The organism is Hymenobacter sp. CRA2 (genome assembly GCF_002007105.1).
GTDB lineage: Bacteria > Bacteroidota > Bacteroidia > Cytophagales > Hymenobacteraceae > Solirubrum.
Genome location: NZ_MVBC01000001.1, coordinates 663,450 through 681,005, shown reverse-complemented (window position 1 = coordinate 681,005; position 17,556 = coordinate 663,450). Strand labels below are relative to the sequence as shown.

Sequence of the window (17,556 nt, the reverse complement as noted above, 5' to 3'; positions counted from 1 at the left end):
GCCGTTACAGGGGCCGCTGCCGGAACGACAACATGCCCTGGCGCAGGTGAGGCATGAGCAATAGCAGTACCAGCAGGCCCATCAGTGCCACGCTGACCATGCCGTAATAGCTCATGGCGTAGCGCAGCTGCGCCTGTACCTCCGTGGCGCCGGCCAGCAGCTTGACGGCCGCGTGCTGAGCCGTTTCCAGCGCCAGCCCTTTGCCTTGCAAGGTCTGCTGGTAGCCCTGCAGGCGTGTGGTGAGCAGGCCGTTGGTGGCAGTGGCTTCCTGGGCGAAGCGGTTCTGGTTGTCGGCGCGCCACAGCAGCTGGAAGAAGCTGACCAGCGCCATGGACGTGCTAAAGGCCAGAAAACGGGTGATGACGGCCATAAATGAGCCCGACACGCTGATGTTGGCCGGCAGCGACGAGAGGGTAAAGACGGTAATCGGGACCATGAGCGCGCCGGTGCCCAGGCCCTGCACAAACATCGGGACGAAGAACGCCTCCACGCTCTGGCCGGGACCGAAAAGGAAGTACATCCAGCCGTGGTAGAGCAGCAGCAGACCGAAGCCCGTGAGCCAGATGCGGCGCATGGGCGTGCCCACCAGCACGAAGCGCACCGCCAGGCTCATGGCCAGCACCAGGCCCAGCAGCGTAGCCAGCTGCAGCAGGGCCAAGTGGGCCGCATCCAGGCGCAGCACCGTCACGAAGTAGCTGGTGGCAATGCTGCTGGTGCCGCGGCAGAGGTAGAACACGAAGAACACCCCCAGGCCCAGGCGGAAGTTGCGGTAGCGGAATACGCTGAGGTTGATGTAGGGCCGCTTCTGGTGCCGCTGCCGCAGCACAAACAGCCCGCCGAACACCCCGGCCCCGAGCACGGCCAGCCCGATGCCGGTATCCTGCAGCCAGTACAGCTGCTGCCCGTAGGCGGCGCAGTAGGCGAGGAGTTCCAGGGCCAGAGCCAGCAGCACGAAGCTGGGCCAGTCGAGTTGGTAGAGCGGCACGCGCTTTTTCAGCCGCACGTTGTTGAGCAGCAGCACCAGCAGCAGGCCGCCCGGCAGCTCCAGCAGCATGTACAGGCTGTAGAGCATCTGGAAGTTGAAGTGCTCCAGCGCCAGCCCCGACAACGCCGTGGTCAGCGGCCCGGCCGCGAGGAAGATGCCGTAGAACACCGTGTAGCCCATGGCCCGTGCCCGCGCCGAATCGAGGCGGGCGAAGATGAGCGTGAGGCAGGGGCTGCCGATGGCCCCGGCCACCAGGCCCTGACAGAAGCGGATGAATAGGAACAGGGGCAGCTGGTGCACGAAGGTGCAGAGCCACACGCTGCCGATGAGCAGCAGCAGGCAGACGAGGAAATACTGCCGCGGGGCGAAGTAGCTGGAGAAGCGCGGGTCGAGGGGGAAGAAAGCCGCCAGCCCGGCGTAGTACACCAGCACCGAGAACTGCACGTCGGCCGGCTCGATGCCGTAGTAGCCGGCCGCGTCGGCGGGGCTGCCCATGTAGAGGCCCAGCAGCGCCACCGAGGGCAGCAGGGCCGCAAACAACGCCGTGCGCACCAGCCACTCCGGCGCCCAGGACTTAAAGACGGATTGCGAAGCGTCCATGCCAGCGGGCTTACTTGGCGACGGTAACCAGCGCGTTCATGCCCGCCGCCAGCCGGGCCGTCAGCGGGGCTGCGTCGGTGAGCTGAATGCGGACTGGAATGCGCTGCGTGACCTTGATGAAGTTGCCGGTGGCGTTGTCGGGCGGGAGCAGGGCAAAGCGCGCCCCGGTGGCCGGCGCCAGGGACTCGATGCGGCCGTGAAACTGCTGGCCGGGGTAGGCGTCGGTTTCGATGCTCACCGGCTGGCCCACGTGCATGTGGCGCAGCTGGGTTTCCTTGAAGTTGGCCGTCACCCACTTGCCGGCTTCCTCATTCACGATGTACGCCAGGGGCGCGCCAGGCTGCACCAGCTGGCCTTCCTGAATGCTCAGGCGGCCCATTTTGCCGCTGTAGGGCGCCGTCACCACCGTGTAGGAGAGGTCGAGGCGGGCTTTCTGCAGCATGGCCTGGCGGCGCTTCACTTCGGCCAGCAGCACCGGCCGCTGGCTTTGCACTTCGCTCACCTTCGACAAGGATGAGGCGTAGCCGTTCTGCAGCGCTTCGTACTCGGAGCGGGCCACGGCCAGGGCCGTTTGCACGCGCTCAAACTGCTGGGCCGTCACGGCCTCGTCGGCGAGCAGCTGGTGGTACCGCTCGTACTCCTGCTGCTGCTGGGCCAGGCGGGCCCGGGCGGCCCCGATCTGGGCCTGGCAGACCTGGGAGCTGCGCTCCGAGGTCTGCACGTTCGAGCCCAGCACTTGCAGCTGCGCCTGGGCATTGGCCAGGGCGGCTTCGGCCTCGGCCACCGGCACCAGGTAGTCGCGGTTGTCGAGCACGACCAGCGTGTCGCCGGCGTGCACGGCCTGGTTTTCGCGGTAGCGCACCTGCCGGATAAAGCCGCCGACCTTGGCGTTGATGGGGTTGATGTACTCTTCCACCTGCGCGTCGTTGGTTTCTTCGTACTGCAGCAGGCGCCAGCCCAGAGTGCTGCCCCAGCCAATGAGGCCCAGCAGCAGCAGGCCGGCAATCCAGGTGGTAAAACGGGTGATGATGCGGTCGGCCCGCACCTCGGTATTCTTCGGTTTCATGTCGGGATAAGGCGGTTACAGCTGGCCCAGGGCCTTTTGTAGCTGATAGTAGTGGGCGGCGGCCTGCGTTTGGGCCGTCACCAGGTCGATGCGTGCCTGCAGCAGCTGGTTGTCGGCGTCGAGCAGGTCGGTGAGCAGGGCCAGCTGGTTGAAGTAGGTGCTATTGACGATGCGGTAGTTTTCCGCGGCCTGCCGGATGCTCTGCTCGGCCACGCGAATGCGTTCCTGCGTTTCCTGGTAGCGCACGTAAGCCGTGTTGACTTCCTCCTTCTTGCGGTCCAGGGCGGCCTGCTCGGCTACTTGCTGCCGCTGCACGGTGAGGGCGGCGGCTTTCTCGGCGTGGCGGTCGATGTAGTGCGCCGAGAGGTCGTAACCCACGCGCACGCCCACCTGTCCGATGCTGTATATCTGGGCCACGTTGGGGAAGACCAGCCGGTTGGGGTAGGTGTAGCCGTACTCGGCGAATGCCCCGACGTGCGGTTTCTTGGCCGCCTCGGTCTGCTCCAGCTTGTTTTCGCTGATTTTGGTTTGCAGCCCGGCAATCTTCAGCTCGGGGGCCTGCTGGGCCTGGGCGGCGGAGGCTGCGTAATCGGTGGGCACGGCGGGGCCGCCCGTGGGCAAAATTTCCGGCGCGGGCTGGTTCAGCTGCTCCTCGGGCGCGCCCAGCAGCAGGTTCAGGCGCTGGTTGGCCAAGGTGATGTTGTTCTTGATTTCGGTGAGCAAAAGCTGCTGCCGGGAGTGCTGCAGCTCGGCGCGCAGCACGTCGCTGCGCAGCACCACGCCGCGCCGAAACAGCGCCTGGATCTGCCGCAGCCGCTTCTCCGACTCCCGGATGGAGTTGTCGGCCAGCTGCTGGTTGGCCAGGTTGCGCTGCAGGTCGAGGTAGGCCAGGGCCACGCGCAGGCGCACGTCGTTCTGCGTGAGGTGCAGCCGCTCGGTCTCGACTTCGGCCGAGAGGTGCTGCTCCTCGATCTGCTTTTTCACCCGGCCGCCGCTGTACAGGTTCAGCGAGGCGTCGAGGTGCACGTTGTAGGCGTGCGGGCCCGGCGGCACCGGCACGGCCTCGCCGTGGTGCAGGCCGGCGTTGGGCTCGAAGGCGTAAAGGCCGGCCAGGTAAGCGTATTCGCCGCCAGCTTCCACCTTGGGCAGGCGCTGGGCAGCGCGGTCCTGCACCAGCTCCTCGCTGATGCCCACCTGCCGGCGTTGCAGCTCGATGTCGTGGTTGTGGACTTCGGCCTGTTGCCAGGCCTGCTGCAGCGTGAGTGGCTGAGCGGTAGGCGGCGTCTGGGCGGATAGGGGGTAAGTGGCAAACAGTAAGAGGCTTACCAAACCGCGGCAAGCCCAACTACGGTAGTTCATCGTTGGTGTTTTTTGACGACGCAAAGGTACCCTACCCCCAAAGCATAGGCTTTTTATAATCTGCCATAGATTTGCTCGATTCAGCCAACGTATACGGCCCATGCCCGCCTCCCCCGAAGCCTTCCTGCAGCAGAACGCCGACATCGACAGCCGGCCCGAAACCATGTTCGTGCAGCACGAGCGCACCGAGCACAACTACCCCCTGCACCACCACCAAAAGGGGCAGCTGCTGTACGTAGAGGAGGGGCTGGCCTTCCTGAACACCACCGACAAGACCTACTTCCTGCCGGCCCGGCACTACGTCTGGATTCCACCCCGGCTCGACCACTTCATCCAGGTGCGCACGCCGCGCGGGCTGCTGCACAACCTCTGCTTCGCCGATACCCACGACGACCTGAGCCACCCGTTTTTCAGCCGGTTGGGCATCTACCCCGTCACCACGCTGCTCTACGAAATGCTCATTTACACCGAGCGGTGGGACGGCCACATCGGCCCCAATGATGAGGACAAGTTTCTCTTTCTGAAGTCCTTGAAGCTGGTGCTGCCCGAAATCAGCCGCCACCCGCTGCCCATCGTGCTACCCACCACCGACGACCCGCGCCTGCGCCCGGTGCTCACCTACCTGTTTCAGCACCTGGCCGAGCCGCTGAGCCTGCCCGGGGTGGCGCGGCAGTTCGGCTTCAGCACCCGCAACCTCTCGCGGCTGTTTCAGCAGACCATGAGCCTGACCTTCGTGCAGTACCTGAAGCTGCGGCGCGTGGTAGCGGCCATGGAAATGCTGCTCCAAACCAAGATGAGCATCAGCGAAATAGCCTACGCCGTGGGCTACAACAGCCTCTCGGCCTTCAGCAACACTTTCTACCAGCTCACCAGCCGCCGCCCCACCGACTTCATCCCGCAGGAGCGCAAGCAGAGCCGCCACATGCAGCGGCGCTGAGCCCCTGCGCCGGTTTATACCCGGACAACAGGATGTCCGCGCCCGGACAACGGTATGTCCGCGCCCGGACATACCGTTGTCCGGTATCAGGCCCAGGAGTCCCGCTGGCAGTTCGCGCGGCTTTTCCGCGTGGGTAGCACGCTGAAGGCTACCTTCGCCGTTAGCATATTTTTTCATTGCTGTTTTCGATGAGACACCCGCTATTCGGCGCCGCAGTCGGCGCGCTATTCACCCTCACCGCCCAGGCCCAGACGGCTGCTCCGGCCGGCGCTTACCGCATCAACGTGGCTACCCAGCCCGCCGCCAGTTCCGATCAGCTGCGCATCGTCGTCAATACCCCACCGGTGCGCGAAGACCAGGTGACGTACGTGATGCCGAGCGTGGTGCCGGGCTCCTACTCGAAAAAGGATTACGGCCGCTTCGTGCAGGACTTCGTGGCCTACGACGACAAGGGCAAGAAGCTGAAAGTGAAGCGCGAAGGCGACAATCTGTTCGTCATCGACAAGGCTAAAAAGCTGGCCCGGCTGGAGTACAGCGTGGACGACACCTGGGACGCCAAGCAGGATGATAGCTACATATTTCAGCCCGGCGGGACCAACTTCGATGGGGGCACGGCCCACCCGAATTTTGTGCTGAACCACTACGGCCTCTACGGCTACCTCGAAGGCTACAAAATGCTGCCCTACGAGGTGAAAGTGCAGCACGCCCCCGAGTTGTACGCCGCTACCGGGTTGCCCGCCCGCCGTACGAGCACGGAGGACACCTTCACCGCCGATAGCTACGTGAGCCTGGCCGATGGCCCTATTCTCTACAGCAAGCCCGATACCACCAGCTTCGTGGCCGGCGGCGCCCGCATCGGCGTGGCCGTAGTATCGGAAATGGGTAAGGTAAAGGCCCGGCAGGTCGCCGAAACCATGCGGCCGATGGCCGAGGCGCTGGGCCAGTTTTTCGGCAAGATGCCGGTGCCGCGCTACGAGTTCCTGATGTACTTCCCCGACTTCCAGACTTCGACCGTCATCAACCGCAAAACCGGCGGCTTTGGGGCCATGGAACACTCGTATTCCTCGGTGTACTTCTTGCCCGAGCGCGACGACACGGCGGCCCTCAACGACATGGTGCGCGAGGTGGCCTCGCATGAGTTTCTGCACATGCTGGCCCCGCTCAACATCCACTCTCGCGAAATCGGCGAGTTTGACTTCCGCGACCCGAAAATGTCGCAGCACCTGTGGCTGTACGAAGGTGTGACGGAGTACTTCGCCCACCTGGTGCAGGTGCGCGCTGGCCTCACCACCGAGGAGCAGTTCCGCGAAACGATGCAGGAGAAAATCCGCGACGCCGACAAGTACCCGGCCGGCGTGTCGTTCACCGAAATGAGCCGCCGCATCCTGGAGTCGCCCTACGACAAGATGTACGAGAACGTGTACAAGAAGGGCGCCCTCATCGGCCTGCTGCTCGACATCCGCATTCAGGAGCTGACCAGCGGCAAAAAGACCCTGCGCGACGTGATGCTGGCGCTGCGTGATAAGTACGGCCCCTCGCGCTCCTTCGAGGACGCGCAGCTCATCCCGGAGGTGGTAGCCCTCACGCACCCCGACGTGCAGCAGTTTTTCGACCGCTACGTGGTGGGCACCGAGCCGCTGCCGCTGGCCGAGTACCTGAGCAAAATCGGCTGGAACTACGCCGACCGCGCCCCGGCCAAGGTGCTGGCTTTCGGCCAGCTGGGCTTCCGCTACGATGAGAAAAAGCAGGAATTCCAGGCCGCCGAAGTGACACCGCAAACCAACGCCTTCGGGCTGCAGAACGGCGACGTCATCGTGGCCGTGGATGGCCAGCCGGTGACGCTGCAAAACGCCGAGCGGCAGCTGCGCCCTCTGGTGGAAGAGCCCGATGCCAAAACGCCCGTGCGCCTGACGGTGCGCCGCGGCACCACCACCACCGAGGCCAAGGCCGTGCCGCGCGAGTACGAAGTGGAAATCCGCTACTACCTCAAGCCCAGTGCTGCGGCCACGCCGGCCCAGCAGGCCCTGCGTCAGCAATTGCTGAACACGAAGGGCTAAAGCAAAAAAGCAGCACCCCGCCGAGGCCTCTGCACGAGGAAACACCGGCGGGGTGCTGCTTTTTACCAGCGTCGTTAAATGCTGGGGGCGGGGAGGATAAATTGCTCCCGGTTCCAGTGCACGTAGCTGCCATTCAGCACCCCGTACCCTCCCTTATTAGAAGTCGGGGTGTTGCCTTTGAGCTGGAGTAGCCGCTGGTATGTTACACGCCCGTTGTGCCGGGTTTCCCACAGCACCGGCTGCCTGTTGCTGAAGCCGCGAAACGTTTCGACGGTGCTGCCCCCGCGGCGGTGTACGACCGTCTGCTTCCACAGCAGCACCCGCTTGCTGAGGCGGCCTTCGCCCATAGACGTGTTGGAGGCTTGGCTGAGGGCTGCGTAGCCCCGGGTGATGGTGCGGCGGGTACCCAGCCGCCGGGCTTGCATCCGAAAGGATGAGGTGTGGCTTTCCAGGTTCTGGCGGATAGCAGTAGCCTGGTGCAGCACTGAATCGCGGGCGGCAGCGGCGCGGGTAGCATCGGTAATAACCTGGGCCGGGGCCAGCAGCGGGAGCAGACACGTGGCAAGTACCAAGCCGTAACGAGTAATCAAGTGCATAAATAATGCGTTAGGGTGAAGCCGCCCGCAGCGCAAATACGTTGCCAAGTCCCCAGGGCCCCCGCGCCCGGCCTCATCCCCGCCGAGGTCTTACCTTTGTTACCAGCATGATTCTGCGCGCCGAACACCTCGTCAAGAAATACAAGCAACGCACCGTCGTCAACGACATGTCCCTGCACGTGGAGCAGGGCGAAATCGTGGGCCTGCTCGGGCCCAATGGTGCGGGCAAAACCACCTCGTTCTACATGACGGTGGGCATGGTCAAGCCCAACGAGGGCCGCATCTTCCTCGACGACGAGGACATCACCACGCTGCCCATTTACCAGCGCGCCCGCCGCGGCATCGGCTACCTGGCCCAGGAAGCCTCCGTGTTCCGCGACCTGACGGTGGAGGAGAACATCCTCTCGGTGCTGGAGATGACCACGCTGCCCAAGAAAGCCCAGCACGACAAAGTGGAGGAGCTGCTCAACGAGTTCAGCCTCACGCACGTGCGCAAAAACCTCGGGCGGGTATTGTCGGGCGGGGAGCGGCGGCGCACCGAAATTGCGCGCGCTCTGGCCGTCGACCCCAAGTTTGTGCTTCTCGACGAGCCCTTCGCCGGCGTCGACCCCATTGCCGTGGAGGAAATCCAGGGCATCGTGGCCAAGCTCAAGCACAAAAACATCGGCATCCTCATCACCGACCACAACGTGAACGAGACGCTCAGCATCGTCGACCGCGCCTACCTGCTCTTCGAGGGCAAGCTTCTCAAGGCTGGCACCGCCGAAGAGCTGGCCGCCGACGAAATGGTGCGCCGCGTGTATCTGGGCAAGCACTTCGAGCTGAAGCGCAAAATTTAGCCGGCCGGGCGCCGCAGTAGCCTTATTGGCTGGTTTTTCGGAGCCGGTATCGGGTGCCTGCCGGGCCTGGTGATGGTCCGGGCCCGGCAATGTAGCCTTGGGCCCGCGGTAGCCGTATGGGGATGCGGCGCGCCGTGGCCTATCTTTCCGTTCTGGCCGCCCTCCTGATCCGAATCACCTCCAACACCCGCCCGAATATCCGTGATTGTTGACACGTTGCTCACCTGGATGGTCAAGCCGCGCCTGGCCCGGCTGGAGCGCATCCGCACCGAGCCCCACGCCGTGCAGGCCGAGCTGCTGGAGCACCTGGTGCACAGCGCCCGCCACACCGACTGGGGCCGCCAACACGGGTACGCCGACGGCCTTTCGGCCCGGGAACTCACGCAGCGCGTGCCGGTGAGCAGCTACGAGCAGCTGTACCCGTGGATCGAGCGGGTGCTGCGCGGGGAGGATGACGTGCTCTGGCCCGGCCGCGTGCAGTGGTTTGCCAAGAGCAGCGGCACCACCAACGCCCGCAGCAAGTACATTCCCGTCACGGCACAATCGTTGGAAGACTGCCATTACCGCGCCGGCCGCGACATGGTGGCCGTGGCCCAGACGCTGTACCCCGATGCCGGGGTGCTGCGCGGCAAAACGCTGGCCCTGGGCGGCACGCTCGGCCCGAATACCTTCCGCCCCGATGACCCGGCCTCCCACATCGGCGACGTCTCGGCCGTGATTATGCAGAACCTGCCGGCCTGGGCCGAGTCGCGGCGTACGCCCTCGTTGGACGTGGCCCTGCTGGGCGAGTGGGAGGAAAAACTGGAGCGTATGGCCCGGCAGGTGCTCACCGAAAATGTGTCCTGCCTCGCCGGTGTACCCACCTGGATGATCGTGCTGCTGCGGCGCGTGTCGGAGCTGGCCGGGGGGGCACCCATCACGGAAGTGTGGCCGAACCTGCGCCTGTTTATGCACGGGGCGGTGGCCTTCGGGCCCTACCGCGAGCTGTTCCGGCAGCTCATCCCCGATGAGCGGATGCGCTACCTCGAAATCTACAACGCCTCGGAAGGCTACCTGGCGTTTCAGGACCAGCCAGACTCGCAGGACCTGCTGCTGCTGCTCGACCACGGCATCTACTACGAATTCCTGCCTGCCGAAGAAGTGGGCAAGGAATACCCGCGCACCCTCACGCTGGAAGAAGTAGAAATCGGCCCGAGCTACGCCTTAGTTATCAGCACCAACGCCGGCCTGTGGCGCTACCAGATCGGCGACACGGTGCGCTTTACTTCGCTGGCGCCCTACCGCATCCGCATTGCCGGCCGCACCAAGCATTTCCTGAACGCCTTCGGGGAAGAAGTGGTGGTGGAAAACGCCGAAGCCGCCGTAGCTGCTGCCGCCACCGCTACCGGGGCCCTGGTACGCGACTACACCGCCGCGCCGATTTACTTCGGCAGCGGCCGTGAGTCACGCGGCGGGCACCAGTGGCTGATCGAGTTTGCGCAGGCTCCCGACGACCAAAACCGCTTCGTGCAGGTGCTCGACGAAACCCTGCGCGCGCTTAACTCCGACTACGACGCCAAGCGCTACCGCGACATTGCCCTGCAGCCGCCCGTGCTGACGGTAGCCACAGCGGGCACGTTTGAGCAGTGGCTGGCCCGCAAAGGCAAGCTCGGTGGCCAGCATAAGGTGCCTCGACTCAGCAATTCGCGCGAACTGCTTGACGAGCTGCTGAGCTGAAAATAGCTGCCCAAAAGTTAAACTAAATATTTAGTTTAACGCCTCAATCTAGTCTATTGAGGTATGCGTTGGCTATTTCTGGCAGTGTTGTTACTGATAACCGGCTGCTCCGTGCAGCGCGGCCCGGTAGGATTTTGGTCTCGCAACCGCTTGGTACACAACGAGCGACGGGGGCCATGGCGTACGTACCTGGATGCGGCCGATACCCACGTGGGCACGCGCGGGCATTACCGGCACGACCGTCCCGTGGGCTACTGGCGCTACTACCGCTATGATGGTTCCCTGGAGCACACGGAGCGTTACCACCGCCACGGGGAGATGCGCCTGCGCTACTTCCACCCCAACGGGAAGCTGGCCAGCCAAGGACAGGCGCGCATTGAGGTGCTGCCCGACACTATGCATTTCTACTGGTACGGCACCTGGCGCCTGTACGACACCACGGGCCGGGAAAATGGCTGGGAGTTATACCAAAACGGTTGGCGCGCGGCCCGCGGAACTACCGCACCCAAGCCACTACGCAGTAATAAGTGAGCGGCAGACTACGGAAATATACCAGCAAGGTTATTGGATTAATTATCTTAATAATTATATATTAGCCTATTGTTGTCCCTCCTTACCTACCGCCCATTGCCCACTTTTACTGTTTCTGAAGCTGCTGCCAAGCCGTACGTTTCGCGGCGTAAAAAGCGGCCACGTCGTTCCCGCTCCAGGTTGGAGCAACTGCTGAGCACCCGTTCGGTACTGGGTGTGCTGGGTTTTCTGGTCTTGGTGCTGCTCGTCAGCATCGGCGTCATTGCCTCCCAGCTGGGCGGCGAAGACCCGGTAAGCACCGCCGCCGACACGGCCTACCTCAATTAATTACCCCCACATACGCACGACGCGGCCCCGCTTCACTATCGAAGTAGGGCCGCGTCGTGCGTGTGAGCAAAAGTGCTACTCGTCGAGGATGCCGCCGACGAGGTTGCCGAGTACCCCGCCGCTTTCCTTGCGGGCATTGGCCCCGTTCGGCATCAGCGCCTGAATGAGCTTTTTCACTGGCATGGATTGCAGCCACACCCGGCCCGTGCCGCGCAGCGTGGCCAGCAGCAGCCCCTCGCCGCCGAAAATCATCGATTTGAGGTTACCGGCTCGCGCCACGCTGAAGTCAATGCCCGGTTCGAAGGCCACCACGCAGCCGGTATCGACGCGCAGCACCTCGTTGTTGAGCTGCCGCTCGATGACGGTACCGCCGGCGTGGATAAAGGCCTTGCCGTCGCCGGTCAGCTTCTGCAGGATGAAGCCTTCGCCCCCAAAAAAGCCCGAGCCCAGCCGCTGGTTGAAGTGAATGGCGAGCTTGGTGCCGCGCGCCGCCGCCAGAAAGCCGTCCTTCTGCACGATGAGGCCCTGGGGCAGCGTGCGCAGATCCAGCGGCATGATGGTGCCGGGGTAGGGGGCGGAGAAACCCACGCGGGCCTTGCCGTGGCGGCCGCCGTGGGTGAAGTGCGTCATAAAGAGCGATTCGCCGGTAATCAGCCGGGAACCGGCCTGCATCAGCTTGCCGAAGAAGCCTTGGTCGGGCGCCGAGCCGTCGCCCATTCGCGTGTCCCAGGCAATGGCTTCTTCCATGTACACCATCGTGCCGGCCTCGGCAATAACGGTTTCGCCGGGGTCCAGCTCTATTTCCAGGACCTGAATATCGTGGCCGTAAATGCGGTAATCGACGTCGTGTGACTGCATGGGAGGAAGCGGGTTAATACCGCTGGCAAGTATAGCGAAGCTGGTAGTAAAACACCGCCGGCCGAGCTTTCCTGCGTGCAGAAAAACCCGGCCGGCGGCTCAGATAAATCGTTCGGGAAGTTACTCCTCGGCGTCGGGCGCAGGCAGCGACTCGTCGTCGGCTTTCTTGGGGCGCTTGGCCTCGCGCGAGCTGCGCCGCATGAAGTCTTCGTCGGATTCCTCCGGCTCCTCGGCGGCACCTTCCTCCAGCGGGAAGTCCTCGTCGGTTTCCAGGGGCTCCTCGGCTGTTTTCTCCCCGAACTGTCCGTCGCGGTTCACCAGCTTTTTGTCGCGCACGTGCCGGTTCAGGAATTCGTTGATCTGCTCGATGCTGTAGGTGGAGGTGATTTCGCCCAAGGGGTTCACCTTGATTTCAAAGCCTTCCAGCTCTTTGTGCACCCGGGGCTTCTTTTCCGGGTCCTGCTGCTTCTTTTTAACGGGTTTCTTAGCCATGGTGCGTCGCGCCTGAGGGGTCTGGCAACGGGGAGCCCGGCGGTAAAGGCATTGGGCCGTCGCGTAGCTGCTAGATACGCGGCATTCGGGGTTACGGATGCCCGGATTTGCGCCCGCCTATTCGACCACCAGCGAGCGAGTAGCCGCGCCGACACGCAGCAGGTAAAGTCCGGCGGGCAGGCCAGCCGGCAGGGCCAGCTTCCCGGTAGCCGGTACTGCTAAGTTGCCTACCAGACGCCCCCGGGCGTCGTGCAGGGTAAGCGGGTGCTGACTGGGCAGCCCGGTGACGGTGACGGAGGTATGGGCAGGGTTCGGATAAATCCCAAATTCAGGGTGCGGCTGCGCGGGTTGGGCTGCCAGCGCGACATCGGCCAAGCGCGCCCAAAAGCCTCCAACGGTTGTAGAGCCGGGCAGAGTGGTACTGCCGAAATCGGCGGCGGAAGAGGAGGCACCGCCAGTTACGTAAAGGATGCCTTGGTTGTCGGCGGCAAGGCCCATGCCGGCATCGTCGCCATTGCCACCGGCCCGAACAGCCCACTGGAAAGTGCCGCTGTTGTTCAGCTTGGCCACGAAGGCATCGTCGGCGGGGCTGATAGCGCCCGTGGGGGTGCTGGTAAGCGTGGTGGTGCCAAAGGAGGTCTGATTCAGGAATCCGCCCGTTACGTAGACGTTGCCGGCCGCATCCATAGCCACGTCGTTGCCATAGTCGCGGTTGCTGTTGGGCGTGTGTGCCGCCCAGAGCCACGTACCCGCGGCGTTAATTTTGGCCACAAACAGGTGGGACAGGGCGTTGAACGCAGGGGTAAGCGGAAGCGTGGTGGTGCCGAATGTGGCTTCGGAGCCCGACATTTCGCCTGTAATGCAGGCATTACCGCTGGCGTCGATGGCAATGCTGGTGGGCATTGTCCGGTTGGGAAAAGCGGTGGAGCCAGCCGTAGAAGCCCAGAGCCAGGTACCAGCGGGGCTGAGCTTGGCTACGTAGCCGGTGTTGTAGCTCGGGGCGCTGGTCAGGGTAGTAGCACCGAAGCCGACTTGCCCCTGAAACGTGCCGGTGAGGTAACAATTGCCCGCCGCATCCACGGCCATGTCGCGGTGCTCGGCAAAGTTGGAGCCGTTGCCGCCCGCCTGCACAGCCCACAGCCAGGCGCCGGTAGGGCTGAGCTTGGCTACGTACCCGTCGCGCGAGTTGGTGTAGTAAGGCGGGTTGCTGACCGGCGGATTATCGAGCACTGTAGCGCCAAATTTGACCGTAGGAGCCTCAAAATAACCGCCCAGGTATACGTTGCCGCTGGCATCCACGCCGATGCCGTTGGGAGCTGCGGCAGGCGCTCCACCGGCTTGCACGGCCCACTGCCAGTCACCCGTGCTGGCGTCGAGGCGGGCCACAAACACGTCGATGCCCGGGGCGGAGCCGTTGGGCGGGGCCGTAATGTTGGTGTCGCCAAAACGCGCCGTACCCCGGAAGATACCACCTAGGTACACGTGCCCGCTCTGGTCGAGAGCCAGCGTTGTGGCTTCGTCGTCGCTGTTGCCGCCAGCGCGCACAGCCCAGAGGTAGTTGCCCTGCCGGTCCAGCTTGGCCACGAACACATCCTGGCCGACGCCGCTATTGGTGCTGGAAGCGGGGATAAGGGTAATATTTCCAAACTGGGTGGGACGCAGGATGCGCCCGGCCACGTAGCTGTTGCCGGCGGCGTCTACCGCAATGCTGCGGGTGCTGGGCTGAAGCCGTGCGGCCGTAAAGGTTTGCCCGGTAGCGCTGCCGGTCATGAGCAGCGCGCCGAGCAGGCCACCCCAAGAGCGTAACAAGTGTTTCATTGAAAGCTGGGAATAAGGTAGAACGACTGAAGAATCCGGGGAGACAAGCGGCTGGCCAGTAGGGCAATAGGGCCAGCACCCACGCGTTGGCTTTGTACGGCAAGCTCCGCAGGCGGGTGGTAATTAATCCGGACCAAGATATAAAAAAACAAAGTGCCGCTCCGCAGTTACGCGAAGCGGCACTTGCTACTAATCAGGCGGTAAGTACCGCAGTTCTAGCTTGCTTGCCGCGTCAGGGCCGACACGGCCGCCTGAATACGCTCCGCCGTTTCCTGCGGCCCGAGAATGTGCATGATGTGCATCAGATCGGGGCCGGCGCCGGCACCCGTCACGGCTACGCGCAGGGCCTGCAGCACCTGCCCGATTTTGATGCCCTTGCTCTCCAGCACCTGCGTCAGCAGCGCCTTGATGCCGTCGGGCGTGGTATCAGCCGCAGTCGGCAGCTCCTGGGCGAAGGTCGCCAGGGCGTCGGCTACCTGCGCGTTCCACTTCTTGCTGATGATCTGCTCGTCGTAGCTGGTGGGCCGCTCGAAAAACAGGCGGGCTTCGCGGGCCAGATCGGCCGGGAAGGTGGCGCGCTCCTTCACCAGGCCGGCAATCTGCTCGGCCTTCTCGGCCGGCAGCTCGGCGCTGATGCCTTGCTGCTGCAGCGCGTCGGTGAGGTACTGGGCCAGCTCGCTGTCGGGCTTGGCGCGCAGGTATTGCTCGTTGTACCAGCGCACTTTGTTTTGGTCGAACCGCGCCGGCGACTTGCTCACGCGCTCAATCGAGAAGGCCTCAATCAGCTCGGGCATGGAGAAGATTTCCTGCGTGGTGCCGGGGTTCCAGCCCAGGAAAGCCAGAAAGTTGATAAAGGCCTCGGGCAGGTAGCCCGATTCGCGGTAGCCGCTGCTCACCGTCGGCTCGCCGGTTTCGCTGTCTTTGCCATGAAACTCCAGCGGGAAGACCGGGAAGCCCAGCTTATCGCCGTCGCGCTTCGAGAGCTTGCCGGTGCCGTCGGGCTTGAGCAGCAGGGGCAGGTGGGCAAACTGCGGCATGGTGTCTTCCCAGCCCAGGTAGCGGTACAGCAGCACGTGCAGCGGGGCCGAGGGCAGCCACTCTTCACCGCGAATCACGTGGGTGATTTCCATCAGGTGGTCGTCCACGATGTTGGCCAGGTGGTAGGTCGGCATGCCGTCCGACTTCATCAGCACCTTGTCGTCGATGGAGGAGGAGTGCACCACCACCCAGCCGCGGATCAGGTCGTTGAAGCGCACTTCTTCCTTGCGCGGCACCTTCAGGCGGATGACGTAGGGCGCGCCGCTTTCCAGCAGCTGCTTTACTTCCTCCTCGGGCAGCGTCAGCGAGTTGCGCATCTGCGTGCGCGTGATGCTGTTGTACTGCGGGTTGGGCACTTTGGCGGCCGTCAGGCGGGCGCGCATGGCATCCAGCTCCTCAGGCGTATCGAAGGCGTAGTAGGCCGCGCCGCTGTCGATGAGCTGCTGGGCATACTGCATGTACATGGGCTTCCGCTCGCTCTGCCGGTAGGGCGCGTGCGGGCCGCCCTGCTCGGGGCCTTCGTCGATGACGATGCCGCACCAGCGCAGCGAGTCCATGATGTACTGCTCGGCGCCGGGTACGAAGCGGTTCTGGTCGGTGTCCTCGATGCGCAGCAGCATCTTGCCGCCCAGTTTGCGGGCCAGCAGGTAGTTATACAGCGCGGTGCGCACGCCGCCGATGTGCAGCGGCCCGGTGGGGCTGGGCGCAAAACGCACCCGAACTTCTCTTTCCATACGAAACGACAATTTCCGGCCCCGCCTAATTGCCGGGGCCAAAACGCGGCGCAAAGGTAGGGAAAGGGTTAAGGAGTTTAAGCGTTAAGAAGTTTGAGAGTTTAGGGGGACGCCCAACTCCGCAACTCCTTAACGCTTAAACTCCCCAACGCTTAAACTGGATTCAGTCGCGGTTGCGGAAGACCAGCCAGAGCACCAGCCCCAGCAGCGTAATGCCACCCCGGATACCCCAGGCCGCCGTGGGGCCCCAGTTATTGATCCAGCCCAGGAACATGAAGTTCATGTTGACCAAGGGCAGAATCATGGATACCAGTCCGATGAGCAGCAGGCCGAGTCCGAGTTCTTTCATAAAGTCAAATGGTGAAAGGTGAAGTTGAGAGGTTGTGAATGCATCAACGGCTGTTTGACCGCACTCAGTACTTCACAACTTCACCTTTCACAAATTCACTACTTGACGGCAATGCAGGAAATTTCGACCAGTACGTCCTTGGGCAGACGGGCTACTTCCACGGTTTCACGGGCGGGGTAGGGTCCGGCACCGAAGTAGGAGCCGTAGATTTCGTTGATGGTGCCAAAGTGGCCGAGGTCCTTCACGAAGATGCTGCACTTCACCACGTCCTGCAGCGAGTAGCCGCCGGCTGCCAGCACGGCCTGCACGTTGCGCATCACTTGGTGGGTTTGGGCCTGCACGTCGCCTTCACCGATGAGCTGCCCGCCCGAGGCGTCCAGCGCAATCTGGCCCGAGACGTAAATGGTGTTGCCGGCCTGCACGGCTTGGCTGTACGGACCGATGGGAGCCGGTGCGTCCGGCGAGTTGATGATGGTGTTTGCCATGGGGAAAAGGTAGAGCGGGCCGAAGCCCTAATTTCGGGGCCTGAACTTACCCAAAACCATGCATCTGCTCATCCTCGACGGCCAGCACCTCGAAGCCGAATTCCGCCAGAAGTTCGGCGCCGCGCACCAGTACACCTTCGTGCCAGCCGGTCCGGGCCGCCTCGTCGATGAGATTGAGGCCGCCATGCCCCTGCTCGACGACGCCCTGCCTACGGCGGATGTCGTGTTCGATTTCGGCAACTACGGCCCCCTCTACGAAGAAAAGGAGGGCATCATTGCCTTCGTGGAGGCGGCCACCGAGTCCCTGGCCGGCCGCTTCGGGACCGATAAACCAGCCTACTCGGTATTTGGGTTCAGTGGGCTGCCCACCCTGCTAAACAGGCCGCTGCTCGAAGTCAGCGTCTACGACGAAGCAGATGCGGAGCAGCTGGCCGATGTATGTGCCCGTCTTGGCACTGCGCATTGCTTGGTGGCCGACCGCGTGGGCCTGTTCACGCCGCGGCTACTGGCGCTTGCCGTCAATGAAGCCTGCTTCGCGCTGCAGGAGGGTATTATCACTCCATCAGGCGCCGGAGCAGTGCTGGAGCCCGTATTGGGCAACGTGCTGGCTCGGGCCAACGCGGTGGGTGTGGGGCGCATTCACGACGTGCTCAGCATGCTTTGGGAAGACACCCACGACCCGCGCTACCATATCTGCCCACTTCTCAAGCGCATGGCCCTGCGCGGGGGATCCTTCAACGTGTAGCCTGTACTGCCCGCCCGCGCAAGC

Annotated in this window: 17 protein-coding genes; 7 read left to right on the top strand and 10 right to left on the bottom strand. The window is 63.5% G+C overall.

Translation table 11 applies throughout. The annotated features are described in order from the left end of the window. Nucleotides 1–4 precede the first annotated feature (4 nt). Genes B0919_RS02750 through B0919_RS24545 form a run of 3 tightly spaced genes read right to left on the bottom strand, consistent with a single transcriptional unit; the run spans nt 5 to nt 3,980 of the window. Nucleotides 5–1,585, bottom strand: a complete 1,581-nt coding sequence (locus B0919_RS02750; RefSeq protein WP_078010656.1) for an MFS transporter — start codon at nt 1,583–1,585, stop codon at nt 5–7. A 10-nt stretch (nt 1,586–1,595) separates the two neighbouring features. Beyond that, on the bottom strand, nt 1,596–2,651 hold the full coding sequence (locus B0919_RS02745) for an HlyD family secretion protein (RefSeq protein ID WP_078010655.1): 1,056 nt from the start codon (nt 2,649–2,651) through the stop codon (nt 1,596–1,598). Nucleotides 2,652–2,666: 15 nt separating this feature from the next. Then, nucleotides 2,667–3,980 (bottom strand): TolC family protein, encoded by a 1,314-nt coding sequence (locus B0919_RS24545; RefSeq protein WP_176132821.1) that lies wholly within the window; start codon nt 3,978–3,980, stop codon nt 2,667–2,669. 130 nt (nt 3,981–4,110) lie between these two features. On the opposite strand from B0919_RS24545, the gene B0919_RS02735 reads away from it, so the two are divergent. Both B0919_RS02735 and B0919_RS02730 read left to right on the top strand, forming a co-directional pair. Continuing rightward, entirely contained in the window at nt 4,111–4,947 is an 837-nt protein-coding gene (locus tag B0919_RS02735) for an AraC family transcriptional regulator (RefSeq protein ID WP_078010654.1), read from the top strand. Between the two features lie 188 nt (nt 4,948–5,135). Beyond that, a complete protein-coding gene (locus B0919_RS02730; protein ID WP_078010653.1) occupies nt 5,136–7,004 on the top strand; it encodes a PDZ domain-containing protein in 1,869 nt (622 codons plus the stop codon). Nucleotides 7,005–7,078: 74 nt separating this feature from the next. On the opposite strand, the gene B0919_RS02725 is transcribed toward B0919_RS02730, so the two are convergent. Beyond that, nucleotides 7,079–7,600 (bottom strand): hypothetical protein, encoded by a 522-nt coding sequence (locus tag B0919_RS02725; RefSeq protein WP_176132820.1) that lies wholly within the window; start codon nt 7,598–7,600, stop codon nt 7,079–7,081. A 107-nt stretch (nt 7,601–7,707) separates the two neighbouring features. On the opposite strand from B0919_RS02725, the gene lptB reads away from it, so the two are divergent. From lptB to B0919_RS25110, 4 genes are all read left to right on the top strand, one after another. Then, a complete protein-coding gene (gene lptB, locus B0919_RS02720) occupies nt 7,708–8,439 on the top strand; it encodes an LPS export ABC transporter ATP-binding protein (RefSeq protein ID WP_078010651.1) in 732 nt (243 codons plus the stop codon). Nucleotides 8,440–8,667: 228 nt separating this feature from the next. Beyond that, nucleotides 8,668–10,155: a GH3 auxin-responsive promoter family protein gene (locus B0919_RS02715; RefSeq protein WP_078010650.1), complete on the top strand. Its 1,488-nt coding sequence runs from the start codon at nt 8,668–8,670 to the stop codon at nt 10,153–10,155. Between the two features lie 63 nt (nt 10,156–10,218). Next, nucleotides 10,219–10,686, top strand: a complete 468-nt coding sequence (locus tag B0919_RS02710; RefSeq protein ID WP_139361855.1) for a toxin-antitoxin system YwqK family antitoxin — start codon at nt 10,219–10,221, stop codon at nt 10,684–10,686. Between the two features lie 180 nt (nt 10,687–10,866). Beyond that, nucleotides 10,867–11,013 carry a hypothetical protein gene (locus tag B0919_RS25110; RefSeq protein ID WP_176132819.1) on the top strand — a complete coding sequence of 49 codons (147 nt, stop codon included), beginning with the start codon at nt 10,867–10,869 and terminating at the stop codon, nt 11,011–11,013. Between the two features lie 75 nt (nt 11,014–11,088). Here the strand turns inward: B0919_RS25110 and B0919_RS02705 are convergent, their stop codons facing one another. From B0919_RS02705 to B0919_RS02680, 6 genes are all read right to left on the bottom strand, one after another. Continuing rightward, nucleotides 11,089–11,871 (bottom strand): TIGR00266 family protein, encoded by a 783-nt coding sequence (locus B0919_RS02705; RefSeq protein ID WP_078010648.1) that lies wholly within the window; start codon nt 11,869–11,871, stop codon nt 11,089–11,091. A 120-nt stretch (nt 11,872–11,991) separates the two neighbouring features. Further along, nucleotides 11,992–12,363: a hypothetical protein gene (locus tag B0919_RS25105; protein ID WP_078010647.1), complete on the bottom strand. Its 372-nt coding sequence runs from the start codon at nt 12,361–12,363 to the stop codon at nt 11,992–11,994. A gap of 117 nt (nt 12,364–12,480) precedes the next feature. After that, complete coding sequence (locus B0919_RS02695) at nt 12,481–14,181, bottom strand: SBBP repeat-containing protein (protein ID WP_139361854.1); 1,701 nt, start codon at nt 14,179–14,181, stop codon at nt 12,481–12,483. Nucleotides 14,182–14,396: 215 nt separating this feature from the next. Continuing rightward, entirely contained in the window at nt 14,397–15,953 is a 1,557-nt protein-coding gene (gltX, locus tag B0919_RS02690) for a glutamate--tRNA ligase (protein WP_078010645.1), read from the bottom strand. 163 nt (nt 15,954–16,116) lie between these two features. Then, complete coding sequence (locus B0919_RS02685) at nt 16,117–16,302, bottom strand: hypothetical protein (RefSeq protein ID WP_078010644.1); 186 nt, start codon at nt 16,300–16,302, stop codon at nt 16,117–16,119. Nucleotides 16,303–16,400: 98 nt separating this feature from the next. After that, entirely contained in the window at nt 16,401–16,787 is a 387-nt protein-coding gene (locus tag B0919_RS02680; protein ID WP_078010643.1) for a RidA family protein, read from the bottom strand. A 58-nt stretch (nt 16,788–16,845) separates the two neighbouring features. Here B0919_RS02680 and B0919_RS02675 point away from each other — a divergent pair, with 58 nt between their 5' ends. Next, complete coding sequence (locus B0919_RS02675) at nt 16,846–17,532, top strand: hypothetical protein (protein WP_078010642.1); 687 nt, start codon at nt 16,846–16,848, stop codon at nt 17,530–17,532. Nucleotides 17,533–17,556 lie beyond the last annotated feature (24 nt).

Coding starts and splice junctions, on each gene's coding strand:
- B0919_RS02750 (WP_078010656.1), bottom strand. CDS start 1,585: ATGGACGCTTCGCAATCCGTCTTTAAGTCCTGGGCGCCGGAGTGGCTG.
- B0919_RS02745 (WP_078010655.1), bottom strand. CDS start 2,651: ATGAAACCGAAGAATACCGAGGTGCGGGCCGACCGCATCATCACCCGT.
- B0919_RS02735 (WP_078010654.1), top strand. CDS start 4,111: ATGCCCGCCTCCCCCGAAGCCTTCCTGCAGCAGAACGCCGACATCGAC.
- B0919_RS02730 (WP_078010653.1), top strand. CDS start 5,136: ATGAGACACCCGCTATTCGGCGCCGCAGTCGGCGCGCTATTCACCCTC.
- B0919_RS02725 (WP_176132820.1), bottom strand. CDS start 7,600: ATGCACTTGATTACTCGTTACGGCTTGGTACTTGCCACGTGTCTGCTC.
- lptB (WP_078010651.1), top strand. CDS start 7,708: ATGATTCTGCGCGCCGAACACCTCGTCAAGAAATACAAGCAACGCACC.
- B0919_RS02715 (WP_078010650.1), top strand. CDS start 8,668: ATGGTCAAGCCGCGCCTGGCCCGGCTGGAGCGCATCCGCACCGAGCCC.
- B0919_RS02710 (WP_139361855.1), top strand. CDS start 10,219: ATGCGTTGGCTATTTCTGGCAGTGTTGTTACTGATAACCGGCTGCTCC.
- B0919_RS02705 (WP_078010648.1), bottom strand. CDS start 11,871: ATGCAGTCACACGACGTCGATTACCGCATTTACGGCCACGATATTCAG.
- B0919_RS25105 (WP_078010647.1), bottom strand. CDS start 12,363: ATGGCTAAGAAACCCGTTAAAAAGAAGCAGCAGGACCCGGAAAAGAAG.
- B0919_RS02695 (WP_139361854.1), bottom strand. CDS start 14,181: ATGAAACACTTGTTACGCTCTTGGGGTGGCCTGCTCGGCGCGCTGCTC.
- gltX (WP_078010645.1), bottom strand. CDS start 15,953: ATGGAAAGAGAAGTTCGGGTGCGTTTTGCGCCCAGCCCCACCGGGCCG.
- B0919_RS02685 (WP_078010644.1), bottom strand. CDS start 16,302: ATGAAAGAACTCGGACTCGGCCTGCTGCTCATCGGACTGGTATCCATG.
- B0919_RS02680 (WP_078010643.1), bottom strand. CDS start 16,787: ATGGCAAACACCATCATCAACTCGCCGGACGCACCGGCTCCCATCGGT.
- B0919_RS02675 (WP_078010642.1), top strand. CDS start 16,846: ATGCATCTGCTCATCCTCGACGGCCAGCACCTCGAAGCCGAATTCCGC.